Source organism: Saccharothrix sp. BKS2 (assembly GCF_047689505.1).
Taxonomy (GTDB): domain Bacteria; phylum Actinomycetota; class Actinomycetes; order Mycobacteriales; family Pseudonocardiaceae; genus Actinosynnema; species Actinosynnema lopnurensis.
The window spans coordinates 24,517-49,387 of record NZ_JAUQOL010000026.1; the positions used below are offsets into that span (position 1 = coordinate 24,517).

Annotated in this window: 21 protein-coding genes and 1 pseudogene; 8 read left to right on the forward strand and 14 right to left on the reverse strand. The window is 73.4% G+C overall.

Annotation, left to right across the window (positions count from 1 at the left end):
• Positions 1-2: 2 nt before the first annotated feature.
• The 4 genes from Q5530_RS36110 to Q5530_RS36125 form a co-directional block, all read right to left on the reverse strand.
• Positions 3-2,129: a tetratricopeptide repeat protein gene (locus tag Q5530_RS36110; RefSeq protein WP_415367384.1), complete on the reverse strand. Its 2,127-nt coding sequence runs from the start codon at positions 2,127-2,129 to the stop codon at positions 3-5.
• A gap of 203 nt (positions 2,130-2,332) precedes the next feature.
• Positions 2,333-3,967, reverse strand: a complete 1,635-nt coding sequence (locus Q5530_RS36115; protein WP_415367385.1) for a trypsin-like peptidase domain-containing protein — start codon at positions 3,965-3,967, stop codon at positions 2,333-2,335.
• 264 nt (positions 3,968-4,231) lie between these two features.
• On the reverse strand, positions 4,232-5,404 hold the full coding sequence (locus tag Q5530_RS36120; RefSeq protein WP_415367387.1) for a hypothetical protein: 1,173 nt from the start codon (positions 5,402-5,404) through the stop codon (positions 4,232-4,234).
• Between the two features lie 77 nt (positions 5,405-5,481).
• Positions 5,482-6,075 carry a TetR/AcrR family transcriptional regulator gene (locus Q5530_RS36125; RefSeq protein ID WP_415367388.1) on the reverse strand — a complete coding sequence of 198 codons (594 nt, stop codon included), beginning with the start codon at positions 6,073-6,075 and terminating at the stop codon, positions 5,482-5,484.
• A 111-nt stretch (positions 6,076-6,186) separates the two neighbouring features.
• On the opposite strand from Q5530_RS36125, the gene Q5530_RS36130 reads away from it, so the two are divergent.
• Positions 6,187-6,915, forward strand: coding sequence for an MBL fold metallo-hydrolase (locus Q5530_RS36130; protein ID WP_415367389.1), 729 nt, complete (start codon positions 6,187-6,189; stop codon positions 6,913-6,915).
• A gap of 195 nt (positions 6,916-7,110) precedes the next feature.
• Positions 7,111-8,403: a Na+/H+ antiporter NhaA gene (nhaA, locus tag Q5530_RS36135; RefSeq protein ID WP_415367391.1), complete on the forward strand. Its 1,293-nt coding sequence runs from the start codon at positions 7,111-7,113 to the stop codon at positions 8,401-8,403.
• A 100-nt stretch (positions 8,404-8,503) separates the two neighbouring features.
• Here the strand turns inward: nhaA and Q5530_RS36140 are convergent, their stop codons facing one another.
• The 7 genes from Q5530_RS36140 to Q5530_RS36170 all read right to left on the reverse strand — a co-directional run bounded on the left by Q5530_RS36140 (position 8,504) and on the right by Q5530_RS36170 (position 16,608).
• Positions 8,504-9,358: an SAM-dependent methyltransferase gene (locus Q5530_RS36140; RefSeq protein WP_415367392.1), complete on the reverse strand. Its 855-nt coding sequence runs from the start codon at positions 9,356-9,358 to the stop codon at positions 8,504-8,506.
• 144 nt (positions 9,359-9,502) lie between these two features.
• Positions 9,503-9,994 carry a GbsR/MarR family transcriptional regulator gene (locus Q5530_RS36145; protein WP_415367393.1) on the reverse strand — a complete coding sequence of 164 codons (492 nt, stop codon included), beginning with the start codon at positions 9,992-9,994 and terminating at the stop codon, positions 9,503-9,505.
• Positions 9,982-10,902: an SDR family NAD(P)-dependent oxidoreductase gene (locus tag Q5530_RS36150; RefSeq protein ID WP_415367395.1), complete on the reverse strand. Its 921-nt coding sequence runs from the start codon at positions 10,900-10,902 to the stop codon at positions 9,982-9,984. Before Q5530_RS36150 ends, Q5530_RS36145 begins: the two co-directional genes overlap by 13 nt.
• Positions 10,903-10,959: 57 nt before the next feature.
• Entirely contained in the window at positions 10,960-12,093 is a 1,134-nt protein-coding gene (locus tag Q5530_RS36155) for a cytochrome P450 (protein WP_415367396.1), read from the reverse strand.
• A gap of 250 nt (positions 12,094-12,343) precedes the next feature.
• Entirely contained in the window at positions 12,344-13,828 is a 1,485-nt protein-coding gene (locus Q5530_RS36160) for a hypothetical protein (protein ID WP_415367397.1), read from the reverse strand.
• Positions 13,829-14,125: 297 nt separating this feature from the next.
• Positions 14,126-15,619, reverse strand: a complete 1,494-nt coding sequence (locus tag Q5530_RS36165; RefSeq protein ID WP_415367399.1) for a family 43 glycosylhydrolase — start codon at positions 15,617-15,619, stop codon at positions 14,126-14,128.
• Positions 15,620-15,660: 41 nt separating this feature from the next.
• Complete coding sequence (locus Q5530_RS36170) at positions 15,661-16,608, reverse strand: arabinan endo-1,5-alpha-L-arabinosidase (RefSeq protein ID WP_415367400.1); 948 nt, start codon at positions 16,606-16,608, stop codon at positions 15,661-15,663.
• A gap of 622 nt (positions 16,609-17,230) precedes the next feature.
• Here Q5530_RS36170 and Q5530_RS36175 point away from each other — a divergent pair.
• From Q5530_RS36175 to Q5530_RS36195, 5 genes are all read left to right on the forward strand, one after another.
• The gene (locus Q5530_RS36175; RefSeq protein WP_415367401.1) at positions 17,231-17,758 is read left to right on the forward strand and encodes a hypothetical protein; all 528 of its coding nucleotides are present in this window, start codon (positions 17,231-17,233) and stop codon (positions 17,756-17,758) included.
• Between the two features lie 343 nt (positions 17,759-18,101).
• Positions 18,102-19,358, forward strand: coding sequence for an ABC transporter substrate-binding protein (locus Q5530_RS36180; protein WP_415367403.1), 1,257 nt, complete (start codon positions 18,102-18,104; stop codon positions 19,356-19,358).
• The gene (locus Q5530_RS36185; RefSeq protein ID WP_415367404.1) at positions 19,355-20,305 is read left to right on the forward strand and encodes a carbohydrate ABC transporter permease; all 951 of its coding nucleotides are present in this window, start codon (positions 19,355-19,357) and stop codon (positions 20,303-20,305) included. Before Q5530_RS36180 ends, Q5530_RS36185 begins: the two co-directional genes overlap by 4 nt.
• Positions 20,302-21,141 carry a carbohydrate ABC transporter permease gene (locus Q5530_RS36190; protein ID WP_415367405.1) on the forward strand — a complete coding sequence of 280 codons (840 nt, stop codon included), beginning with the start codon at positions 20,302-20,304 and terminating at the stop codon, positions 21,139-21,141. Before Q5530_RS36185 ends, Q5530_RS36190 begins: the two co-directional genes overlap by 4 nt.
• Positions 21,138-21,743 carry a hypothetical protein gene (locus Q5530_RS36195; RefSeq protein WP_415367406.1) on the forward strand — a complete coding sequence of 202 codons (606 nt, stop codon included), beginning with the start codon at positions 21,138-21,140 and terminating at the stop codon, positions 21,741-21,743. The genes Q5530_RS36190 and Q5530_RS36195 overlap by 4 nt, the downstream gene beginning before the upstream one ends.
• Here the strand turns inward: Q5530_RS36195 and Q5530_RS36200 are convergent.
• From Q5530_RS36200 to Q5530_RS36210, 3 genes and pseudogenes are all read right to left on the reverse strand, one after another.
• Positions 21,679-22,071, reverse strand: coding sequence for a hypothetical protein (locus Q5530_RS36200; RefSeq protein ID WP_415367407.1), 393 nt, complete (start codon positions 22,069-22,071; stop codon positions 21,679-21,681). The genes Q5530_RS36195 and Q5530_RS36200 overlap by 65 nt on opposite strands.
• A 114-nt stretch (positions 22,072-22,185) precedes the next feature.
• Positions 22,186-22,491, reverse strand: a complete 306-nt coding sequence (locus tag Q5530_RS36205) for a hypothetical protein (RefSeq protein WP_415367409.1) — start codon at positions 22,489-22,491, stop codon at positions 22,186-22,188.
• Positions 22,492-23,161: 670 nt separating this feature from the next.
• Positions 23,162-23,395: pseudogene (locus Q5530_RS36210) on the reverse strand (integrase core domain-containing protein); the annotation flags it as partial.
• A gap of 601 nt (positions 23,396-23,996) precedes the next feature.
• Between Q5530_RS36210 and Q5530_RS36215 the strand changes: the two are divergent.
• Positions 23,997-24,485, forward strand: coding sequence for an RICIN domain-containing protein (locus tag Q5530_RS36215; RefSeq protein ID WP_415367410.1), 489 nt, complete (start codon positions 23,997-23,999; stop codon positions 24,483-24,485).
• Positions 24,486-24,871 lie beyond the last annotated feature (386 nt).

A 24,871-nucleotide genomic window follows, 5' to 3' on the forward strand; every position in this document is an offset into this window, starting at 1 on the left:
GGTCAGCGGAAGGTGAACGGGCGGTGCTCGTTGGCCAGGTCGACGAGGTCGGAGCGGTGGCCCCGGTCGGTGGTCTGCCGGGCCAGCGCGCGGTAGGCCCGCTCCAGCAGCGCCCGCAGGTCGTCCCCCGCCCGACCGGCCGCCTCGGGGGCGGGCAGCAGGCCGAACCTGGCCTCGTGCACGACGGTCTCCAGGCGGGTGCGCGACTCGCCCGCCGCCTCGCCGCCGTCGAGGTAGAGCGCGCCCAGCCGGGTAGCGGCGTCGTCCAGGTCGGGCCCGGTGGGGTGGTCGCCGCCCGGCAGCGTGCCGCTGAGCACCCGCACCGCGGCGATCCGGGCCGCGTCGTGGTGCCGCGAGACGTCGGGCGTCTCGTCCAGCAGCGCGACCGCGCCCGCCCGGTCGCCGCGCGCCAGGTGCACCCGGGCCAGCCCGAACACGGCGCTGACCACCGAGCGGTCGCGCCGCCACACCGCGAGGTAGTAGGGCTCCGCCGGTTCGGGGGTCCCCAGCAGCTCGGCGCAGCAGGCCAGCGCCAGCTCCGGCGCGATCTCCCCGGGCAGCGCGCGGCGCACCTCCTCGAAGTACGACCGCGCCGCCGCGGTGTCCGCCGCGGCCAACTCCACCAGGCCCTCGTGCCACCGCAGCCGCCAGTCCCGGTCCCCCTGGAGCTCGCGCGCCCTGGCCAGGCCCGCCGCCGCGGCGTCGGGTTCGCCGGCCGCCAGCCCCGCGCGGACGCGGGCGAACGCCACCTCCGCGGTGTCCAGGCCGGTCGCCTTGAGCTGGGCGAGCAGCCGCGGCGCGTCCTCGGTGGCGGCGGCCGCGAGCACGTCGGCGGCCGGGTCGTCGGGCCGCGGGCGGGGCGTCGGCAGCCCGGTGGCGACCGCGAGCGGGGTCGGCGTCCCGATGTCGAGCGGCAGCGCGCCCAGCGGCACGTCGGCCGCCCGGCGGGTCCACCGGGTCAGCGGCGGCACCGCGCCCAGCCCGGCGTCCAGCAGCACGGCGTTGTCCGCGAACAGCGCCGACGGCTCCGGCCGGGGCACGCCGTCGCGCAGGGAGGCGATCTCCCGCCGCACCCCGCGCAGCTGCCGGGCCATCTCCGCGGCCCCGGCGAACCGGCGCTCGGGCTCCGGGTGCCGGGCCCGCGTGCAGACCAGCTTGAACGACTCGATGCCCACCGCGATCCGCTGCTGCTCGCGCCCGTGCCGGTCGGCGGGCACCTCCTGGCCGGTGTGGTCGGAGGTCGCCCGGTACAGCTGGTTGAGGGTCTCCCCCACGGTGTGGATCTCCGAGGCGACGGTCATCCCGCGCGCGGAGATCTCCTCCGCGGACACCTGGTAGCGCCGGGTGATGACGATGGGCCTGCTGGTGTCGCCCGCCTGCCGCGCGCCGCCGAGGTCGATCAGCTTGATCCGGGTGTCCGGGTCGCTCCGGTCGGCGGGCCGGATCATCACGTTGTCCGGCTTGAGGTCGCAGTAGAGCATGTCCCGCTCGTGCAGGTGGCCCAGCGCGGCGAGGACCTGGAGGCCGCAGGTGATCACGTGCTCGGTCAGCAGCGGTTCGTCGAACCGGCTGTTCCCCTGCTGCGCCGCGGTGGCCACCACGTTGAGCGGCAGGCCCGGCACGTACTCCATCACGATGTACTCGCGCACCTTGCCGGTGCGATCGTCGGGGTGCTTGACGAAGTTGTAGATGCCGACGATGTTCGGGTGGTCCATCTGGGTCAGCGCCCACACCTCGAACGCGGTCAGGGCCGCGTGGGAGGCGTCGATCAGTCCTTTGAGGACGCAGTAGCGGTCGTTGAGCCTGCTGTCCCTGGCCAGGTAGACCCAGCCCAGGCCGCCGTGCGCGATGGGGCCGCACACCTCGTACCGCTGCTCGACCACGTCGCCGGGCGCCAGGCTCGGCCGGAACGAGAACGGGGTGCCGCAGGACAGGCAGTGGCCGACGTCCTTCGGCGGGAGCCTCGTGCGGTCCGGGCACGCCTCGTTGGCGCACCGGCGCACGCCCTCGGGCACGCGGGGGTCGGGGAGCACGAGGCTCTCCGGGTCGGGGAAGGCGAAGTCGGGCAGGGGGAAGGGGTCGTCGGCCACGTCCGGCCGCCGCGCCGCGCCCGCGCCGGCGGGGGGCACGGCCCCCGAGCCGGCCGATCCGCCTCGCCCTGATCCGCCCCGCCCTGATCCGCGCCGTCCCGACCCGCGCCGCCCCGATGTCGACCGGGCGGCGGACGGTGGGGTGGCGGACGGTGGCGCGACGAGGAGCGGCGGGAGGTCGCAGGTGTCGCAGTACCCGGTCTCGTCGATCGAGCCGGCGCACCCCGGTCGGGCACAGGCCGTCATCCGTCCTCCTCCGCTCGGCGTGCCCGCCCCGCTCCCGGGTGCCGCCCCGCCTTCCCCGTTCCGCCGGGCCCACCCGTTTCCCCGGGCCCACCCGTTTCCTCGGACCTCCCCGCTCCACCCGGCTCACCCGCCGGTGCCGCTCCCCCTGCCTCGCGGGCCCGGCGGACCGCGTCCAGGTAGGCGCGGACCGCCGCGATCGCCGCGGCCCGGTCCGGCGGGTCGGCGTTCAACGCCTCGTCCGCCAGCCGGTACAGCCCGGCGAGCACGATGTCCTCGTCGAGCCCGGCCTCGTTGGCGCCGGCGCGCGTGGCCTCCAGCAACCCTCGTGCGTCGTCCACCGCGCGGGCCTTGCGCGCCCGCCGCTCCGCCCGCTCCACCGCGCTCTCGAACTGGTCCAGCCGCCGGGCGGCGAGCACCGGGGACCGCTTGACCGCCTGGCGCAGCACGATCAGCCGCAGCGGCAGGTCCGTGTCCGCGGGCAGCACGTCGATGCGCCGCGCCAGCGCCTCCAACCGCTCCGCCACGAACCCGGCGACCAGCGCGCCGGCCGCCGACAGCCCCGCCGAGTCGTCGCGCCGGAAGCCGAGCACGATCCGGCCGCCGCCGTCGAGCACCGGCCGGATCACCTCCTCCACCAGCGCCGCGGGCTCCTCGGCCTCGTCGACGCCGTCCAGCACGATCGTCACCGGGGGCGCGTCGGCCCGCAGCCGGTCGCTCGCGCTCTCCACCGCCGACGTGGGCAGGCCCGCGCGGTCCACGATGCGCCGCGACACCTCGTCCACCGTGCGGCCGCTCACGTCGAGCGCCAGGTCCACGCCGCCCGGGTCGCCGCGGTCGGACCGCACGCCGGACGCCGCGACCGCCTGCCGCACCGCGAACAGCTCCGGGCCCACCACCACCAGCACCGCCGCGCCCCGGCCGCGGTGGCGCAGCCACTCGCGCACCCAGTCGGCGTTGCCCGCCGGCACCGCCGAGACGTCGGTGAACAGCGGGTCGATCCCGGTGTCGCCGACGACCCACCTCTCCACCACCGGCAGGTGCGCGACGACGGCCTCCACCGGGATCATCCAGGACAGGCCGGCCGCGCTGTCGCGGTACTTGGCGACCACGAGCCCCAGCACGGCGCCGGTCGCGTCGTCGGTCACCCCGGCCCCGCTGTACCCGACCCGCACCTGCTGCTCGGTCTCGGTCCGGAGGTTCATCTGCAACCACTCGGCCCCCGAGTGGCCGAACAGCGTCAGCCTGGTCCACACGCCGTTGTCCAGGCCGCGGGGGAAGCCCTGCGCGTGCACCGGCCGGTCGCGGGTGAACGCCATGCGCCGCAGCGCGGCGACGTGACCAGGGGGCTGCGGCGTCTCCAGCCGCAGCAGCGCGACGTCCCCGCGCGGACCCTCCGCCTCCGGGACGCACAACCCGTCGACGACGCGGGCGCGGGAGGACGGCGCGCCGGGGACCTCCACCGGGTCGACCAGCAGTTCCTCCGCGTCGGCCACCACGTGCGCGCAGGTGAGGACGTTCGTGCGGCTCACCAGGACCCCCGCGCCCAGCACCCGGCCGTCCTCGGCCCGCCGGATGCGGACCCGCCACTTCTCCCGACCGTCCCGCTCCCCGGCGCGGTGGGTGTCGAGCACCTCTCGCGGAACCGATCCGCCCGTCACCCCAACCCCCACCCGTCTCGGCGCACACCTGACGATCGCAAGGTAAACCGAAACGTTGCACCGCGTGGCCGGGAACCACGAAGTGCCCGCATTCGGACGCACCGGGATTCCACGTGGTGTGGAAAGGAAGTTCGGGTGGCGGACGCCCCGGGCGAAACCCCGTTTCGTCCTGTGTGGACTCTTCCGGACGCCGGCACCTCACCTCGGGGCCCCTGGACGCGCAGGGCCCCGAGGGGGTCAGCAGTTGCCGTTGAGCGCGCCGTTCACCCCGGTCCACAGGTAGGCGTCGGAGACCCACGTGCCGTCGGTCAGCCGGTTCCACAGCGCGGAGGTGCCCCACCTCCCGGTGTGGCTGGTGCCGTTGGCCGAGCAGGCGATGCCGACGGTGGTCCCGTCCGCCACGGCGCCGGCGAGGCCGTAGCCGGTGCCGGGGCCGGTGCGCTTGTTGACGGTCCCGCCGCCGTTGGCGTCGACGACGCCCTGCGTGAAGCCGAGCGCGCCGTAGTTGTACAGCGCGCCGCCCGCGTTGACGCGCGCGCTGCCGTGCAGCGCCGAACCCTGGTAGGCCGCCCCGCCGGCCTGCGGCACCCACTTGCCGATGTTGTGCTGGGCGATGCCGACGTAGGCGTTGTGCTGGCGCAGCCCGAAGTGCACGTGCCGGCCCGAGGCGGAGCCGCCGCAGGTGACGTCCGTGCCGGTGTTGCCCAGGAAGGCGCCCTGGCCGACGGCGGCGCCGTTGACGCTGATGCTGTTCCACAGGTGGTAGTAGTCGGTGGCGTAGCCCCGGTCGTGGATCACGCGCAGCCACCCGGTGCACATCGTGTAAGCCGCGCCGGCGCGGGCGGCGAGCACGCGCTGGTCGCCGCCCGCGAGGTCGAGCGAGCTCCACGGCGCCGCGCTGCCGGACCAGCCGTGCGGGCCGCTGGTCATGCTCCAGCTCTGGCCGACCGCGAACGGCAGGGCCATGCCGGTGCGCAGGTCGTTGCCCGCGGTGGCGCCGACGTCCCGGCGGCCGTCCTGGCGGACCAGCAGCGCCCGCTCCTCCTCGCCGACGAGCGGGGCCCGGCCGGCGAGGTCGGCGAACGCGGGTTCGCCCTCCAGCGCGACCGTCCACGCGCCGCCGGCGCGGTGGGCGAGGAACAGCCACCCCTCGGGCAGCTGCTCGGAGCCCGGTCGGGTGGTCAGCACCGCGGTGCCGAAGGCCCAGTCGCCGGCCCGGCGGTCGGCGGCGACCCGGGCGGTCCGGTCGCCGGCGGCGGCGGCGACCGGGGCGCGCTCGCGCATCTCGGCGACGACCACCTCGGTCAGGTCGGGGGGTTCGGCGGCGGTGGCGGGTGGCGACCAGGCGAGGGCCGCGGCGAGGGCGAGGGCGAGGGCGAGGGACGCGCCGGAGACGGGTCGGGTGGTCAAGGCGGCCTCCACGGGAAGGCGTTGCAGGGACACCCAGTATCGCGACCGCCAGGTGAATCAATCACCGTGCAAACGGGTTAACCGTCATTTACCGACGGGAAGGACCGGGTGCGACGACCCGCGAGCGAGTCCGCGAGCCGGGCGATCCCGTACTCGAAGGCGCGTCCGACGTCCCCGCCCAGGTTGAACGCGTCCGCCAGTTCCATGCTGACGAAGCCGTGCGCCCAGGCCGTGATCATCCGCGCCGCCTCCAGGGCCTCGTCGGGCCCGGCCAGCTCCTCGGCGACCCGCAGGACCGACGCCGCCGCCGCGGCGAGCGAACCGACCTCCGGCCTGCTCCCCGCCGGTCCCGCGGCGAAGATCAGGCGGTAGCCGGCCGGGCGCGCGTGCGCGAACGCCCGGAACGCCCGGCACAGCTCCGCCAGGTCCTCGCGGGCGTCCCCGCCGACCGCCACCGCGTCGAGCCGCCCGCCCAGGTCGCGGACGGCGGCCTCGGTGACCAGGCGGACGAGCTCGTCGCGGTTGCGCACCCGTTTGTAGAGCGACGGCGCCCGCACGCCCACGCGCACGGCGACCGCCTGCATGGTCAGGCTCGCCGGTCCCCCCTCTTCCAGGATGTCCCGGGCCGCCCCGACGATGTCGGCGAGCGTGGTCCGTTCGGGCGTCGGCATCGGTGCCCCTCCGGTCGGCGGTGGTGTCGCGTCCATCATAGCTATGGACGATAGCCATGATGGCTATGTACCGTAGCCATCAACACCCGCCCCCGACGACAAGGCGCACCCGTGAAGCTCGGCAACAACCTGCACCGCGTGGGCAACGACCTGGTCGCGGTCCACCTGATCGCGACCGACGAGGGCGTCACCGTCATCGACGCCGGTCTTCCCGGCCACTGGCGCGAGTTCACCGCCGAACTGGCCGCGCTGGGCCGTTCCCCCCACGACGTCCGGGGCGTGGTCCTCACCCACGGCGACACCGACCACCTCGGCTTCGCCGAACGCCTCCGCCGCGACCACGGTGTTCCCGTGTTCGTCCACGGCGCCGACGCCGCCCGAGCCCGCGGCGAGACGAAGTCCCAGCCCACCCGGGGTCCGGTGAAGCTCGGGGCGGTGGCCCGCTTCCTCGGCTACACGGCGCGCAAGGGCGGCCTGCGCACCACCTACCTCACCGAGGTGACCGAGGTGGCGGACGGCGAGGTCCTCGACCTCCCGGGCGCGCCGCGGGTCATCGGGATGCCCGGCCACTCCCCCGGCAGCATCGCCGTCCACGTCCCCGTCGCCGACGCCGTCTTCGCGGGCGACGCGCTGACCACCCGCCACGTGCTGACCGGCCGGCGCGGTCCCCAGCCGGCCCCGTTCACCGACGACCCCGGCGAGGCCCTCGCCTCCCTCGACCGCCTGGTCGACCTGCGGGCGACCTGGTTGGTCCCCGGCCACGGCGCGCCCTGGGACGGCGGTGTCGACGAGGCGGTCCGCCGGATCCGGGCGGTGGCCGCCGACGCGGGAGCCCGGTGAGCCGGTCCTCACCTACCACCGACCCCGGGGAGCGGCGGGCGGGTCCGGAACCGCAGGGCAGGCCGACCCCGGGACCGGTGGCCCATACCCCGATGTGCCGCACCACCGGGTAAGGTCGGGGTGTTGCCCGTGTTCGGGCATGGTGTGCCGGGAAGCCTGGTCGGCGATGTGATCCGACGACCCCGGGAGCCGCCCGTGCCTCGCACCACCACCAAGCTGTTCGACCGGGGGACCTGGCCCGAAGCCAAGCGGATCGCCGACGTGCTGCGCATGGAGACCGTCGGCGGGGTGATCATGCTGGTCGCGGCGATGCTCGGGCTGGTGTGGGCCAACTCGCCGTGGGCGCCGACCTACGAGGCGCTGCGCGAGTTCGAGTTCGGCTTCGCACCCCTGCACCTGGAACTGAGCGTCGGGCACTGGGCGTCCGACGGGCTGCTGGCCATCTTCTTCTTCGTCGCCGGATTGGAGCTCAAGCGCGAGTTCGTGGCCGGCGACCTGCGCGACCCCCGACGCGCGGCGGTGCCGGTGGCCGCGGCGTTCGGCGGGGTGGCGGTGCCCGCCCTGGTCTACGTGCTGGTCAACCTGGGCACACCGGGCGCCGCGTCCGGGTGGGCCATCCCGACCGCCACCGACATCGCGTTCGCCCTCGCGGTGCTCGCGGTGATCGGCCGGTGCCTGCCCACGGCGCTGCGGACGTTCCTGCTCACCCTCGCCGTGGTCGACGACCTGATCGCGATCGTGATCATCGCCGTGTTCTACACCGACGACCTCGCCGTGACACCGCTGCTGCTGACGTTCGTGCCGCTGGCGCTGTTCACCGTGCTGGTGCAGCGACGCGTGCGGTCGTGGTGGCTGCTGCTGCCCCTGGCCGCCATGACCTGGGGGTTCATGCACGCCTCCGGGGTCCACGCGACCGTGGCCGGCGTGCTGCTGGGCTTCGCCGTGCCGGTGATCCGCCGCAGCCCCGGCGAGGGCCCCGGGCTGGCCGAGCACTTCGAGCACCGCTTCCGGCCCCTGTCGACCGGGATCGCGGTGCCGGTGTTCGCCTTCTTCGCCTCCGGCGTGGCCCTCGGCGGGCTCGACGGCCTGACCTCCTCGCTGACCGACACCGTCGCCCTCGGCGTGATCGCCGGACTGCTGGTGGGCAAGGTGGTGGGCATCACCGCCGCCACGTGGCTGGTGTCCCGGTTCACCCGCGCCAGACTCGACGACGACCTCGCGTGGATCGACGTGGTCGGCCTGGCCGTGCTGGGCGGGATCGGGTTCACCGTGTCCCTGCTGGTCGGCGAACTGGCGTTCGGCGAGGGCACCGCGCCCTACGACGACGCCAAGATCGGCATCCTGCTCGGCTCCCTGCTCTCCGCACTGGTCGCCACGGTCATCCTGCGCGCCCGCAACCGCGTCTACCGGCGCATCCACGAGGAGGAGACCCGCGACGACGACCGCGACGGCATCCCGGACGTCCACCAGCGGGACGTCGTCGACTGACGCTCGTCGTTCCTCGTCCACCGCGGTGGGACGAGCGCACCGGCCAGGCGTCCGCGAAACGCTCCTCTTCCGGCCGGTGGCGTCCTCGCGGCGGTACCGCTCAGAGCTTCTCCCCCAGCACCGTCCGCTCCAGCGGCGACACCGCGACCTCCCGACCGGTGGGGCGGACGTAGCGCGCCAGGAACTCCTCGGTCCCCACGTCCTCGACCTTCCGCCAGCCGTACCCGGCCAGGAGGCCGGCCACGTCGCGCGGGCGCACGCCGATCCGCCACAGGCGCTGCCTGGTGACGAACCGGCGGTGCAGCGCGTCGGCCCCGTACCGATCGCTGCCGTCCACGAAGTCGTGCCGGACGTAGGTGAACACCACCCTGCTGCCGGGCGCCGCGCCGGCCAGGAAGTCGAAGGTCCGGAGGAAGCCCTCCTCGGTCAGGTACTGGGTCACCCCCTCCCACACGAACAGGCACCTGTCCCCGACCCGGTGACCGTGCGCGGCCAGGGCGGCGCCCAGGTCCCCGGTGTCGAGGTCGACCGGCACCGGGACCACGCCGTCCCGGTCGCCGAGGCGCCCGCGCCGGCGCTCGACGTTGGCCGGGAGGTCCACCTCGAACGCCGTCGCACCCGCCGGGGCCACCAACCGGTGGCCCCTGGTGTCCAGGCCCGCGCCCAGCACCACCACGGACCCGATGCCGTCGGCCAGCGCGCGGACCACCTGGTCGTCGATGTAGCGCTTCCGGCAGGCGATGCCGCCCCAGATGCCGGGCGCGTTGCGCTCCGAGGCGTCGACCAGCCACTCGCGCACGCGCGGTCGGCGGGCCAGGCGCGCCACCCACCTCGACACGGGCGGCAGCACCGAGGCGGCCAGCGGGTCGTCGAGCAGTCGCCGGACACGGGGGTGGTGCTGTTCCACCGCCGCGATCACCATGGGGCCGACGGCGGTGCCGGCCGCTCCGCTCACCACGGCAGGAGCCCCTCGCGCGAGCACCCGGCCGCGCGGCGGCCGACGATGACGACGTACCCGGCCATGAGCGGCCCCCGATCCCGGACGACGGCAGATCCACGCCGACCAGGCTTCCCGGCACACCACCGAGGACCTTACCGCCTACCCGACCGGACCGCGTCCGCCCCGGGCGTCCCACTCCTCCAGCAGCCCGGAGAACCCCCGTTGCAGGAACTCGTTCATGTCGATCATGGTTTGCAGGCGGCGCACCGCCGAGGGGCTGCCCTCGGCCGCGTGGAGCCCCCGCCCGAGCACGCCGCCGAGTTCGGCGAGTTCGGACACCTTGGACTTGAGCGCGTGCCCGAAGACGTCCTCGGTGACCCGGTAGTGGTCACGCTTGCGGCCCGGTGGGCGGTGCCGCCGGACGAGCCCGAGCTGTTCGAGCCGGCCCAGGGACACGCTCAGGGTGCTCTTGGCCACGTCGAGGGCCGCGCACAGCTCGGCGGCGTCCGCGGACCCGCTCTCCTCGACGAACAGGTGCCCGAGGACCCGGCCCGAGGTACGGCTCAACCCCAGCCGCTCGAAGTACAGCCCGGCGGATTCGACGAACTCCGCCCGTTCGACCGCCCGCGCGTCCTCCACTAGTTCCCCCACCAGGCCCACGAGGGGTCGCCGGTGGCGGCCTGGGTGACCGACCAGAGGCGTTCGCGCGCCGCCGCGTCGTAGGCGAACGCGGGCGCGTCCACCGGCCGTTCCCGCTCGTCGACGTAGATCCCGCGCAGGGCCCCTCGCGCCCCCGCCCCCGCGTGGCGTGACCAGTCGTCCTCGCGCCCGGCGATCCGCGCGTACGTCGCCGCCAGGTCCTCCGGCGAGGCCGCCAGCCGGTTCTTGGGCGCGTACAGCACGCGCGACAACCGGGGCAGGTTCGCGACCCGGTCGGCGTCCAGGCGCACCGCGGGCACCCGGACGCACGCCACGTCCAGGCGACCCCGAGCCCTCACCGCCAGCTCGAAGCTGATCATGACCTGCGCGAGCTTGGAGTGGTAGTAGGCCCTGGTCGGGCCGTACCAGCCCCGGCCGTCCAGCTGGTCGAAGCGGATGCGGATGCGGGGCGTGGTGAGCAGGCCCTTGCTGGCGACGTTGACGACCCTCGGGCGCGGTGAGGCCGCGAGCAACCCGCTGAGCGCGGCGGTCAGCCGGAACGGCCCCAGGTGGTTGGTCGCCCAGATCAGCTCGTGCCCGTCGGCGGTGCGGTGGGGCTCGCGCAACGTCTGGTCGAAGTTCGCCGCGTTGTTGATCAGCACGTCCAGGCGGTCGGCGCCCTCGCCGACCGCGGCCGCGGCGGCGTCCGGGGAGCCCGGTTCCGCCAGGTCGGCGAGCACCAGCCGCGCCGGTTCCCGCGCGGTGGCGTTGATCCGGGCCAGGGCCTCCTCGCCCCGCCGCGGGTCCCGGCAGAGGGCGAACACGCGGTGCCCCTCCTCGGCCAGTCTTCGGGCGGCGCGCAGGCCGATGCCGGAACTGGCTCCGGTGACGGCGACGACGAGCTTGCCGGAGGCGTCCACGGGTGTCCGTTCTTTTTGTTCGGATCGTTCCGAACGGACCGTACCGCAGCTCCCGGGCTACGCGCCGACGGGGACCACGCGGAGCGCGAGGCCGTCCGGGGCGTAGAGGACGCCGCGCGACGGGCCGGGGTCCCGGTGCCGGCTCAGCCGGTGGGTCTTGAGCACCTCGGCCAGCAGCACCGTGAGCTCGACGAGCGCCGTCCGGGACGCCGGGCAGGAGCGCGGTCCCAGGGCGAACGGGAGGTAGCTGCCGAGGGCCGGGCGGAGGTGCCGGCGCTCCGGGCGGAAGGCGTCGGGATCGGGGTGGGCGGCCGCGTCCCGGTGGTTGAGGTAGGGGCTGAACACCGCGGTCGCGCCGGCCGGCAGGGGGTTGACGGGCGCGCGGAGCTGTCGCCGCAGCTGCCACACGGGCGGGTGCAGGCGCAGGGTTTCCCGGACCACGCCCCGGCAGAACGGGAGGTCGGCGCCCGGCTCCGGGTGGGCGAGGGCCTCCGCTCGGGCCTGGTCCTGCGCGTCGGGGTGGAGCGCCAACCGGTGGAAGGTCCAGGCGAGGGCGGCGGCGGGGACGTGGTGGCCCGACAGCAGCAGGGTGCGCACGGCGAGGGTGACGTGGTGCTCCTCGAAGCCGTGGGCGGCAAGGAGGGCGGGCAGGCCGTCGCGGTCGGCGCGGACCCGGTGGCGGACGGCGTCGTAGGTGGCCCGCCGGGCGCGGTCCAGGCTACGCCGACCCAGCACCGGCCGCCCGAGCACCGCGCGGGTGCGCCCTGCGGCGGACAGCTCCTCGTCCACGAGGGCGGAGAGGGTGGCCGAGGGCGCGCCCAGCAGGTGGGCCAGGGTGGCGTCGGACACCAGGCGGACGGCCGCGCGCACCCCGTCGACGACCCCGGGCGCGGGCCAGGCCGCGGTGGTCCGCCGGGCCTGCTCGGCGATGGCCGGGAGCAGGGGTTCGAGGTGCGGGGCGGTCAGCACCGGCCGCAGGGCGCGCCGGACCGCCATCCAGGTGGCGGCGCCGTCCGGGCCCCACGAGGTGAGGTCGCGGCGCGGCGCGCTCCTGCCGGTCACCGCGTCCGGCGAGGCCAGGAGCCGCGCGGTCGAGGGAGGGTCGGTGACCAGCCACAGGCCGGGCCGCAGCTCGGTGACGCCGTCGCCGGCCCTCGCCGCGGCGAGGAGCTCCTCCCGGGGATCCCTCACGTTCCCGAACCGGGGCCGACCGGGGACGCCGTCGGCGGGCACTCCCCGGGCGGCACCGGTTCACACCGCCGGGTAGGCGTAGTAGCCGGGGGACGAGAAGGGGCGACGCCGGATGATCCTCTTGAGAAGCCTCATGTGCACCCGTTCCTCACGTGGTTGGGGAACCCAGTGTTCCCACACCCGTCCGCGAGGGGCAATGGACCGCACGGCCGGTTCACCCGTTTCGTCCTACGACCCCGACCGGTGCGGCCTACTGGTAGGAGATCATCGCCGGCGCCGGCCGGTAGCGCATCGTCTGCTCCGGGGAGAGCATCGGGCGGTCCTCGTCGTAGAAGTTCTTCCACCCCATCGGCAAACCCTCGTGGGGACGCGCCGCGACGACGGCGTCCCAGGTGGCGGTCTTCTGACCGGTGGTGCCCTGGCCGTCCATGTGGATCAGCACGGCCACCTCGTCGTGGGTGGTCACCAGCGACCGCTCGTCGCGGATCATGGAGAGCTGGAACTGGTGGACCACCAGCAGCTTCTGCGGCAGGGCGTTGCGGGCGGTCAGGGCCGCCAGCCAGGCCGCGGTCTCGTTGATCTCGGCGGCGTCCACGCCGCCGATCCGCTCCAGCGGCACCTGGTCCGGCCCGAGCTTCCACTCCGGGTCCACCGCGAGGCCGACGTGCGGCAGCTCCAGCAGCGGCGCGTACCGCTTCGCCTGGTCCAGCAGCTCGGCCCGACCGGGTTGCAGGTCGAGCACGACGTAGAGGCCGGCCCGCCCGGCGGCCTCGACCCAGGGCCGCAGGGACTCGACCGGGGCTTCGCCCGAGTAGTCGCCGTCGGGACCGGGTGCGGCCTGCGCGACGGTGGCGATGATCTCGAACGCCGGCACCACGGGGACGTCGCTGACCGGCTCGTACCCGGCCGCCACCTCCCTGGCCCGCGCGACGGCCGCGTCCACGCCCTGTTCGCCGAGCACGCCGAGGGCGGGTGCGCCGGGGTGGCCGTACAGGCACACCAGCCGCCGACCGGGGAACAGCACCTGGCCGCCGCCCGGCAGCTCGACACCCCGGGAGGCCACGTCCAGCCGGGCCCGGAGCCGGTCCGCCGGGCCGAAGTCCCCGCCCACCGCCAGGACGGCCGTCGGCGGGGCGCCGCGCAGCGCCTCGATCGCGGCCGGGTCGGCGCGCGGGTCGGCCCCGCGCACACCGACGACCCGGGCGCCCGCCGCGCGCGCCGTGGCGGCCGCCGCCGCGTCGTCCCGGGTGGTGTCCACCAGCACGGTCACCCCGACCGGCGCGGGCGGGTCGGTCCGGGGCAGGCCCTCGGGGAGTTCGGCGGTCGCGGTGTCGACGGTGAGCACGGGCACGTCGCCCGCCGTCGACTCGGCCACGGGCCGCACCCCCGCGCCGACGGCGAGCACGGCGCGCGGGGACAGCCTGGTCAGCTCGCGGCGCAGGGCGTCGGTCGCCGGTGGCGGAGCGGGTGTGCCCGAGGGGGCGAGGAGCACCGGGGCGCCGAGCCGTTCCGCGACGGCGCCCGCACCCGCCGCGTCCGGGTGCCCGGCCACCACGACGACGGGCGCGCTGCGGAACAGGGCGGCGCTGGTCGCGATCGCGGCGTCCCCGCCGTCACCCACGTCCAGGACGGTCAGCGCGGCCGAGGGCGCGGTGACCTCCGCGGCGCTCGGCGCGGCCCGGTCCGGACCGATCGGCCCGGCCGTGCACCCGGCGAGCAGGACGAGCGGGATCACCGCCGCCAGGTGTCGCGCTTCCCGTGCGGACGACCGACCCCACAAGCGATTCCCCTCCCGCGAAGACCCCGGCGGCCGGGATCGGCCACCGGGGTCCCACCGTATCCCCGACGGGCGGTCGCGGCAGCACGGCACCGGACCCGGCCGGGGTCACCGGCGGCAGGACGTCACCGGACCCAACCGGGATGGCCGACAGGACAGCGCCGGACCCGCCCGGGGTGACCGACAAGACAGTGCCGAACCCGCCCGGGGTGGCCGGCGGCGGAAGGGCGCCGCCGGCCACCGGGGGTGCCGAGGTCAGGCGGCGGGTTCACCCGAGGGGGCGGGGAGTTGCGTGCCCAGCCGGACCGGGGTGCCGAAGTTCGGTGTCCCGTCGGAGTTCCAGGTGAACTTCTGCGCCCGCGTGGAGCGGTTCATGTCGCAGCCGCCGCCCGCGCTGTCGTTGGCGTGGTAGACGATCCAGTCCTCCGTCCCGTCGGGCGACTTGAAGAACCCGTTGTGGCCCGGGGCGAACACGCCGTTGCCGTCGTTGCGCTGGAACACCGGGTTCGGCGACTTGGTCCAGTGCGACCGGTTCAGCGGGTCGGAGCCGGTCAGCGTCAGCAGGCCCAGCTTGTAGTCCGGGCCCCAGCAGGCGCTGGCCGAGTACACGATCATGGTGCGACCGTTGCGGTACAGCGGTTCCGCGCCCTCGTTGACCGGGTGGGTCTGCCGCTCCCACGACAGCGTCGGCTGGGAGATGGTCCGGCGCGACCCGCTGATCGTCCACGGGTTGGACAGCGGCGTGATGGTCAACGACTGGGTGCCGTCGGTCGCGCTGCCCATCAGGTACAGCTTCCCGCCGTGCTGGAGGATGCTCGGGTCCAGCTCCCAGGTGTTGCCCAGGTCGGCCTTGAACGAGTACGGCCCCATCGGGTCCGAACCCGAGGACTCCAGCACGTGCAGCCGCTGGGTGGGGTTGAAGTCCTGGACGTTCTGCCCGGCCACGTAGTACAGGTACCAGCGGCCGTTGAGAAGGTGGAACTCCGGCGCCCACATGTTGCAGCACCCGTTGGGGCGGCCCGAGAGGTTGAACACCACCTGGTCGGCCGCGCTCGACAACCCGGCCAGCGTCCGCGAGCGGCGCATGGTGATGGTGGAGTTCCACGTGGTGGTGGCCAGGTAGTAGTAGCCGTTGTGGAACTGGAGCCACGGGTCCGGGCCGTTGCGCTTGATCGGGTTGGTGAACGTCCCCGGCGCGCTGGACCCCAGCTTGACCAGCTGCCACTGCTGGTTGGTGCCGCCGGTGTCGGGCCACTGGATGAGCTGGGCCCCGTCGGCGGTGGAGAAGTCCAGCACGTCGACGGCCTTGCCGGCGGCCCGGTTGAGCAGCCGGACGTGGCCGCCGTCGGAGTCGGCCAGGCGGAACTGCTGGCCGGTGCGGTTGGCGTCGGTGTTCTGCACCAGGCCGGTCCGGTCGGCGGTGGAGGTGAAGTCCAGCACCTTGCCGCTGTGCCGGGACCTCAGCCGGTAGTAGCCGCCGCCGGAGTCGACGAACTGCCACTGCTGCCACGCCCCGTCGTTGCGCGTGTACTGCGAGATCCGCGCGCCGTCGGCCGTGGCCAGGTCGTAGACGTCCAACGCCTTGCCGCTGTTGCGGTTGACCAGCACGTAGGTGGCGCCGGTGTCCACCGTGGCCGCCGACGCGGCGGGCGGCAGGGCGGAGGTGACGCCGCCGAGCAGCACGGTGGTGGTGGCCAGGACTAGCGCGGTCCGCCGTCGGCGACGCGGACCGCTGGTGATCGGTGTCAAGGTCTTCTCCCTGCGACGCGGCACGGGCTGTGCCCGGACGGTCAGTAGACGGAGGGCCAGCCGGCCGAGTCGAGCCTCATCAGGTTGATGCCGAGCAACGACGCGCCGTTGTCGGCGTAGTAGTGGTAGACGAGGACGTCGCCGTCGCTGTCGGCCAGCACGTCCTGGTGCCCGGGGCCGTGGGTGCTGCCCTGGCCCGCCAGGATCTCGGTGCCGCCGCCGGAGGTCAGGGCGGTGCCGTTGCGGTCGACGTAGGGGCCGGTGACGCTGGTGGAGCGGCCGACCATGACGCGGTAGGTGCTCGCGGCGCCCTGGCAGCACCGGTCGAACGAGACGAACAGGTAGTAGTAGCTGCCGCGCTTGACGATGTTCGGCGCCTCGATCGCCCCGCCGTTGCGGCCGGCGATGGAGCGCACCGTGCTGTCCGACCGCAGGCCGGTGGAGGAGTTCAGCGCGATCATCTTGATGCCCGACCAGAACGAGCCGAAGCTCAGCCACCAGCGGCCCTGGTCGTCCACCACCAGGTCGGGGTCGATGGCGTTGAAGTTGTCGCTGGTGCGCGACTCGATCACCAGGCCGCGGTGGGTCCAGGTGCCGGAGTTGCCGCTGGGGCTGGTGGCCAGGAAGATCGCCGACCGGTTCGAGCCGAACGTGGAGGCCGAGTAGTACAGCCAGTACTGGCCGTTGCGGTAGGTGATGTCCGGCGCCCACAGGTTGCGGCCGTTGTTGGTGTAGGTGTTCGCCCACGACGTGCCGTTGGGGAAGGCCGCGCCGGCGTTGCGGAACGCGGTGCGGTCGCCCGAGGTCTTCAGCGAGATGCCGTTGCCGGTGTGGGCGACCAGGTAGCTGCCGTCGGGGCGCTTGACCACGCTCGGGTCGTGCACGCCGACGTCGCCGGTCACCCGGCCGGGGCCGGGGTAGGCCGACGCGGACGGCGCCGCCACGGCGGTCACGGACAGGACGAGCAGCGCTGTCAGAACGCGTTTCATCGATGAGACCACGATGTCCTCGATTTTCTGTTCTGGCGGGTGGGTGCGACGGCGGCGCGGCCTGGTGCGCGCCGGTCCGGTGGACGGACGGCACTCAGGGGAACGGGGGTGGGAACGGGGTGCGGGGGAAGGCGTCAGCGCGCGGGCGTCCGGCACCGGTGTGCTGATCTGCACGGTGCCTGGACTCCGGCCACCCGGGTGGTCGCATACGTGCGGGGACCCATGCTTCGCCTCCTTGCGAGCAGGAATCGTGGCGCGTGGTCGGTGGTGTTCCGGGTGGGCGCCACCGGCGCGTTCTCAGCACGATAACGATCCCGACACCGACTGACAAGGGAGTCTGTTATCGCTAACAAGCATTGTGCAGTCGAATCGTTCGACAGCGCTCCGGCGAATCATGTTGCCAGCTGCGACAATGCAAGATCGATTCGCGTCGGATGATCTTCCACGAAGCCGCTTCTGTTATCGCTCACATCTGTCCAAGGCGCGAGCCCGCCCATCCCGTCGATCAACTTCGCTACTCGCGGTGTTGATCCCGTAACGCAGCGACAACCCGGCCCGATGTGACCCGTGACCACCACCGAGACCCGCCCCGGCGCCGGTCCGACACCCGAGAGGTCCGTGGATGAACACGATCCGAGCCGCCCTGCGCACCGCCGTCCCCTGCCTGGTCGCCGCCGCCGCGCTGACCGGCGTCGCGCCGACCGCCCAGGCGGTCGTCGCGCAGACCTGCCTGGTCAACGAGGTGGTGACGTTCAGCCAGCCGGTCACCAACACCCCGCAGACGGTCACCGTCACCGTCCAGGGCCAGCTCGTCAACTGCCTCAACGGCTCCGCCGCCACGGGTTCGTACACCGAGACCGCCACGCTGCCGAACTACAGCTGCACCCAGCTCTTCTACCAGGGCAGCGGCACCCGCACCCTGACCTGGACCGACCCGGCCGTTCCGCCGAGCACCTACTCCTACAACCGGACGTCGAGCCGGGTGGGCGCGAACATCGTCATCCTGCTGCTGGGGTCGATCACCTCGGGCACGTTCGCCACCGAGCCGGCGAAGATGCAGCTCACCGCCCTGAACCCGGACCCGATCAGCTGCGCCACCACGGGCATCCCCAGCCTGACGCTGCTGGGCGCCCTCACCGTGGGCCTCTGACCGGCGCCGGCCGGCGAGGTAGCGGTGCGGTGGCAGGCCGAACTCGCGGGTGAAGGCGCGGACCAGGCGTTCCGGGCCGGCGGCCGGCCGCTCGGCGGCGCGGGTGAGCGCCAGGCCGTCGATCACGTGCGCGTCCAGCGGGTCCCGCAACGCCCGGCCAACCCGTGCTGGTGCCTGCCGGCGGCGGGGAGGAGCTGACCACCGCGCACACCAGGGTGCTCGGGGGCGGCGCCGTCACCCCGAAGCGGCCATTGACGTGGGGGGAACGGGCTCGTAGCCTCCCGGAAAACGCTTTCCGCTATTGCGCGTGGTTCCGGACGGATCCGACCCCGGAGGACGGCCCATGGGTGCGACGAGGCACTTCAGGAAGGTGGCGGCGGCGGGGCTGGTCCTGGCCGCCGTCCTGACCGGCTGCGGTGACGACGCGACGTCCGGGCCGGTCACGCTGCGGTACGCGTGGTGGGGCAACGCCGAGCGCGCCGAGCTGATGCAGAAGGCCATCGACCTGTTCCACACCAAGCACCCCGACATCCGGGTCACGCCGAGCTTCCAGGAGTTCGAGGCGTACTGGCAGAAGATGGCCACCGAGACCGCGGGCGGCAACGCGCCGGACGTGCTCCAGATGGACTTCGCCTACCTGCGCGAGTACGCCGACCGGGGCGCGCTCTACGACCTGGGCGAGCAGGAGGGGAAGATCGAGCTCGACGACCTCCTGGAGGGGCTCGAGGACGCGGGCGAGGTCGACGGCCGCCGCTACGGCGTGCCGGTCGGCGCCAACACCTGGGGCTACGTCTACAACCCGGAGCTGTTCACCCGCGCCGGCGTGGCCGAGCCGAAGCCGGGCTGGACGTGGGACGACTACCGCGCCGCCCTGCGGCAGATCACCGAGCGGACCGGCGTGCACGGCGGCGGCAACTACATCGGCAGCTACTACAACCTGGAGCTCCAGCTCCGCCAGGAGGGCGGGCTGCTGTACACCGAGGACGGCCGGCTCGGCTTCGACGAGGCGCGCCTGGCGAGGTTCTTCCAGGAGGGCGTGGACCTCTCCGAGGCCGGGGCCGTCCTGCCGGTCGAGAAGGGCGTGCAGATCAAGCCCTCGTTCGCGCTGGAGCTGGACCTGGTGGCGGGCGACCTGGGCTGGGACAACTTCACCGCCCGCTACGCCAACGCCACCGAGGCCGAGCTGAAGCTGGGGCCCGTGCCCGGAGGTGAGGAGAACTCCAGCGGCCAGTACCTCAAGCCCGCGATGATGCTGAGCCTGTCCCGGCGCACCGAGCACCCCGAGGCCGCCGCCGAGCTGGTCTCGTTCATGGTCAACGACCCCGAGGCCGGGCAGATCTTCGGCGCCAACCGGGGCCTGCCCCCGACCAACGCCCAGCGCGCCGCCGCCCGGCTGGAGGGGCCGCTCGCGGCGGTGGCGGCCTACGAGGACGCGGAGCGGGAGCGCTTCGGCCCGACGCCGCCCGCGCCGCCGAAGGGCGCCGGCAGCCTGGAGCAGGCGTTCATCCGGATCGTCGAGGAGCTGCTGTACGACCGGATCACCGTGGACGAGGCGGTCGACCAGTTCTTCGCCGAGGCCGAAGAAACCCTCGGGTCGTGACGAGGACGGCGGCGCGCCCGCCCGACCTCGCCGCGGCGCCGGCCCCCGCGCGCGAGCGGGGCCGGCTGCCCGGCGACGGCGTGGCGGGCTACCTGTTCCTGTCGCCGTGGATCCTGGGGATCGTCGCGCTGACCCTGGGCCCGATGCTGACCTCGCTGTACCTGTCGTTCACCGACTACGACCTGTTCGGCACGCCGGAGTGGGTCGGCCTGGACAACTACGGGCGGATGTTCTCCGACTCCCGCTGGCTGAACTCGCTCCAGGTCACCGCGCTGTACGTGGTGCTCGCCGTGCCGATCAAGCTGGCCGCCGCGCTCGCCGTGGCCGTGCTGCTGGACAACCGGCGGGGCGGGCAGGGCTTCTACCGCGCGGCCTTCTACGGCCCCTCGCTCATCGGCGGCAGCGTCAGCATCGCGATCGTGTGGAAGGTGGTGTTCAGCGACGACTCGGTGGTGGACCGGCTGCTGCGCGCCGTGGGCATCGACACCGGCGGCTGGGCGGGCAACCCCGACTTCTCCGTGCTCATGCTGGTGCTGCTGGCCGTGTGGCAGCTCGGCGCGCCGATGGTGATCTTCCTGGCGGGGCTCAAGCAGGTGCCGCGCGACCTCTACGAGGCCGCGGAGGTCGACGGGGCCGGACCGTGGCGGCGGTTCCGCTCGATCACGCTGCCGATGATCTCGCCCGTGGTGTTCTTCAACCTGGTGCTGGAGGTGATCAACGCCTTCCAGGTCTTCACCTCGGCCTACGTGGTCGGCGGGCCGAACGGCCAGCCCGCCGGGAGCACGCTGTTCTACACCGTCTACCTGTTCGACCGCGGCTTCGGCGACTACCGCATGGGCTACGCCTCGGCCATGGCGTGGATGCTGCTGCTGGGCGTCGGGCTGGTCACGGCGTTCCTGTTCCGCACCGCGCGCGGCTGGGTCCACTACTCGGGGGACGCGCGATGAGGCGACAGCGGGTGCACGGGGTGGTCTGGCACCTCGGCGTGCTGGTCCTGCTGGGCGTCGTGCTGTACCCGGTCGTGTGGGTGGTGGCGTCGACCTTCAAGCCGTCGGCGGAGATCCTGGGCGACCTGCGGCTGCTCCCGGACGCGGCCACCACCGCCAACTACGAGCGCGTGTTCGACGGCGTGGTCGGCATCGACGTGGCCCGCTTCTTCCTCAACTCCACCGTGCTGGCCCTGCTGTCGGTGGTCGGCACGGTCGCGTCGTCCGCGCCCGCCGCCTACGCCTTCGCCCGGCTGCGCTTCCGCGGCCGCACCCCGCTGTTCGCGGTGATGATCGCGACGCTCCTGCTGCCCGTGCACGTGCTGATCATCCCGCAGTACGTGGTGTTCCAGCGGCTGGACCTGGTCGACACCTACGTGCCGCTGCTGGTGGGCAAGTTCCTGGCCGCGGAGGCGTTCTTCGTGTTCCTCATCGTGCAGTTCATCCGCACCCTGCCGCGCGACCTGGACGAGTCGGCCAAGATCGACGGCGCCGGGCAGTGGGGCGTCTTCTGGCACGTCGTCCTGCCGCTGTGCCGCCCGGCGCTGATCACCACGGCGATCTTCACGTTCATCTGGAGCTGGAACGACTTCTTCGGACCGCTGATCTACCTCAGCACCCCGGACAAGTACCCGCTGCCGCTGGCGCTCCAGCTGTTCATCGACGAGACCGCCGGCTCGGACTTCGGCGCGCTGATGGCCATGTCCGTGCTCGCGCTGGTGCCGGTCGTGCTGTTCTTCCTGTTCTTCCAGCGCTTCCTGGTCGAGGGCGTGTCCACCACGGGGATCAAGGGATGAGGAAGCTCGCGCTGCTGGGCGAGTGCCTGACCGCCGGGCTGCTGGCGCTGCTCGCCGCGCTGCCGGTGGTGACGCTGCTGCCCGCGCTGGCGGCGGGGTGCGCGCACGTCAAGGCCCACGTCGACGGCGAGAGCACCGCGGTCCGGGCCTTCTTCGGCCACGTGCGCGCGGCGTTCCCCGGCGGCTGGCAGCCGTCGCTGGGCGTGGTCGCCGCCTTCGGCGTGCTGGCCGCGGACCTGGTCCTGCTCGCCGCCGGGCTGGCCGGCGGCCCGGTCGTCGCCGCGGTCTGCGCGGCCGCCGGCGCGGGGCTCGCGGTGGTCGTCCTGCGCGCGGCCGCCGGCTGGTCACCGGGCAGGACGTGGGGCGAGGTGCTGCGCGCGGCGGCGCGGCGCGGCGCGGGGGACGCGCGCGGTTCCCTGCTGCTGCTCCTGGCGCTCGCCGTCCTGACCGTCATCACGTGGCAGCTGCCGGTGCTGTTCCTGCCGGCGTTCGGCTGCCTGCTGATGGCGGCGGTCGCGGTGGACCGCCGGCCCCGGGTCAGAAGTGGTCGGACCGCGTCAGCGCGTGCTCGAACGCGTCCGCGTTCGCGACGAGCATCGTGAGGGGGTGCTCGAACTCCTCCCGGACGCTCAGGTCCTCCAGCGGCACGGCGTGCTTGAGCAGGGCCACGCCGTCCACCACCGCCGCGCCGCCGACGAGCGAGGAGCCGGCGAGTTCGAGCAGCCGCCCCTGGTCGACCGCGTCGGCCCGGCCGACCGGCGAGGACATCTCCAGCCACCTCCGACCGGCCTCGTCGGGCACGTGGTGCACCGAGACCTGCTGGGTGCGGCCGTCGCCCGTGTCGAGCCGGAAGCGCAGCCAGTCGTCGGTCTCCTCCAGCACCTCGTAACGGGTGCGGACGTAGTTGATCACATCGGTCCAGGTGGTCACGCTCGTCTGCCTCCCGCGTTCGGCCGCCACCACCGTAGTACCAGGGGCGGGTCGACGCCCGGAGACCCGGCTCATCGGGGTGGGGCCGGTCGGCGACCGGCCCCACCCGCCACCTCAGCCGTCCTGGCCGCGGTGGGCGCGCAGCTCGCGGCGCGCCCGGTGACGACCGCGGCGGCGCTCCTCGCGCCGGAAGTGGTACCACTCCCGGTTGCCGCCCCTGGTGTCGTCCCGGATCGGGCAGCGGGGGCTGCCTCCCCAGTGGCACCCGGCAACGCGGTGACGGGAATCGGTGCTGTCGGCGGTGACCTCCTCCGGCAGCGTGCACACCCCGGCGCGGTGGTCGTGCACGGGCACGCAGGTCACCATCGGGAAGTCGGCCATCCGCACCCAGCGGGGCCTGGTCTTGTCGGTCCTGCTCATACGGTCGCCTTTCGGCTCCGTGACGCCCCGGGATGGGGCCGTCATGAGAGCTGGTGCACCGTGATCACCTCCGGCTTCGTGCGCAGGACCCGACCCCGACGTTACCTCGGACCGCAGCTGGACCGGGTCGGGTCGTCGTCCTACCCGGGGTTCGGGCACCCGGTGTCGCGGGATGTGTCGATCGGAGGACAGCCGGGTACCCGGTTCGGGTGAACCCGGACGAACGGGCCCCTCAACGCGGGCCCGCACCCTCTCCCGAGCAGGTCGCCGCCAGCATGCGCTTGGCGGTCGCGAGACTGCGGTTCCAGATCGGCTCCACCGCCAACCACGCCGTGGCGGCGGCCCGCGCGGTCGCCCCGCCGGTCCCGCGGATGCGGTGAGGGCACGAGTTCCCGAAACACCTCCCACCGCCGCGCAGGGCGGTGTCGTGAGTAACACCGAGTGACATTCTGGTCCTAGTCGCACCACCAGTGACTTGGCGGCTGCAACGGCAGGTCGGAGGCCATCTTGGGCCCGCGAGGCAATGGTCTGGCACACCCGTTGCCGTGCGGTCCGCAAGCCTGTCCCAGGACGTCTGGCGACAGCAAACGCCGGAGCGTCGCGATCACGATGCCGATGAACACCGCCCGGTCAGAGCCGGAATCGGCCTGAGCTGCAAAAACAGCTCAAGTCACCGGCATTGCGGCCAGGTGTTCTGCCCGGTGAGGTTGGGGATGCGGTTGGCTGGTGGTTGGCCGCGGTGGTGATTGCAGGCGTGCAGCCATCCCGGTAGCGCCTCGCGCCGCTCGGTCTCGGACCGGTATGCCTCGGCGTAGGCCCGTTCGTCGAGCAGGGTGTGGTTGAAGCGTTCGACCTTGCCGTTGGCCCGGGGCCGGTAGGCGCGGGTCCGGAACGCGGCGTGCTCGCAGCGCCGCACCGGCGTGGCGGTGGCCCGGTTCGGGTGCGCCAGCCGGGGCCCGAAACGGCGCAGCACCCCGGTGCACCGTGGAGGGGTTCAACCCGAGCAGGTGGGCGATGCCGGGCCGGTCCCCCGTACTTGCCGTCAGCGGGCGGCTCCGGCCAGTGCGGGTCGATGCGCTCGGGGCGGGGTTTGGCCACGGTTCCCCCTCGGTTGGTGCTGCTTCGAGGACTGCCTGCGTCGCGCCAGGTCTGCTCATTCGCGCCGGTGGTGGCTCACGCCGCCTCCCGGTCGGGCAGGTGGGATTACCGAAGTCGGCCGGCAGGGTCGTCGAGCGGTCCCGACTCCCTTCGAGCAGCGCATTCGAGTAGCCCGGAGAATTTATTTCCGCAGTAACGCGGACCGGTGAGCCGAAAGGCGCAGTCATTGTCAGCGACCGGCGGCACCCGACCGAACAGCGGTGTTAACGGGGAACCTTGCCACTGCTGCTCGACAACGGTAACCTCCGAGATGCCGCCAAATAATCGACGAAATCTTCCACCCCTGCTCCAATCGCGCACGGCGAACGGAAGGCAATGTCGTCAACATGCACTCTCTCACTATTCGCGTGACCGCCGTCCTCACCGCATTGTGGTGCACCCTCGCCCTCATGGCGACCGGCACCGCCTCCGCCGAACAGTACAACGCGCAGTACAACCAGGGCGTCCTGATGAACACCGGTGCAGGGTTGTGCCTCAACGTCGTGGGCTACAGCGCGGAACCCGGCAGCAGGACGGAAATCTGGGGCTGCAGCACCGTGCCGGCCGAACAGTGGGTGCTGAACGAAAGTGGGCAGATGTACAACCCCGCTTCAGGGCTGTGCCTCAACACCGTCGGCTACAGCGTCAACAGGGGCGCGGCAACAGAACTCTGGGGCTGCAACAACAGGGTTGCGCTCTGGTCCTACTGGGAGTCGTCCAGTTACGGGTCTGTACTGCTGCACAGGCAGTCCGGTTATTGCCTCAACGTAAAGGCTTATGCACAGCACCCGGGAGCGAGAACCGAAATCTGGACCTGCGCCAACTCCACCGCCCAGGACTGGAAGTGGAGGGTTTAGCAACCGGCTTGCACGCGACCGGCCGCCCTCGACCGGAGTAGTGCGACGAGCCTCACGGGTCGGCATATACGATGGTGGGGTTATCTGCCGTGGGGCGACGACGACGCGCTGTCCACCCCGCCCGGGAGCCGGAACGCGGTCAACCCGTTCCCGTGCGGGCTGGGCCGGTCGGTGCCACAGCCGGTCGGTGCCGACCTGTCCGAGCTGCCCGAGGACGAGCTGCGGGCACTGGCGGCCGGGCTGCCGGTCGGGCAGACCAAGGACGCGACGTCGACGCTGGTGACGACGTCGCGATCCCAGGGATCGTTGGCGTGGTGGTCGCGGCCATGGAGAAGGACGGCCGGCCGCACAGCACGGCCAACGACGGCTCCAGCCAACACCAGTGA

Coding starts and splice junctions, on each gene's coding strand:
- Q5530_RS36190 (WP_415367405.1), top strand. CDS start 20,302: ATGAGGCGACAGCGGGTGCACGGGGTGGTCTGGCACCTCGGCGTGCTG.
- Q5530_RS36125 (WP_415367388.1), bottom strand. CDS start 6,075: ATGCCGACGCCCGAACGGACCACGCTCGCCGACATCGTCGGGGCGGCC.
- Q5530_RS36180 (WP_415367403.1), top strand. CDS start 18,102: ATGGGTGCGACGAGGCACTTCAGGAAGGTGGCGGCGGCGGGGCTGGTC.
- Q5530_RS36170 (WP_415367400.1), bottom strand. CDS start 16,608: ATGAAACGCGTTCTGACAGCGCTGCTCGTCCTGTCCGTGACCGCCGTG.
- Q5530_RS36195 (WP_415367406.1), top strand. CDS start 21,138: ATGAGGAAGCTCGCGCTGCTGGGCGAGTGCCTGACCGCCGGGCTGCTG.
- Q5530_RS36205 (WP_415367409.1), bottom strand. CDS start 22,491: ATGAGCAGGACCGACAAGACCAGGCCCCGCTGGGTGCGGATGGCCGAC.
- Q5530_RS36175 (WP_415367401.1), top strand. CDS start 17,231: ATGAACACGATCCGAGCCGCCCTGCGCACCGCCGTCCCCTGCCTGGTC.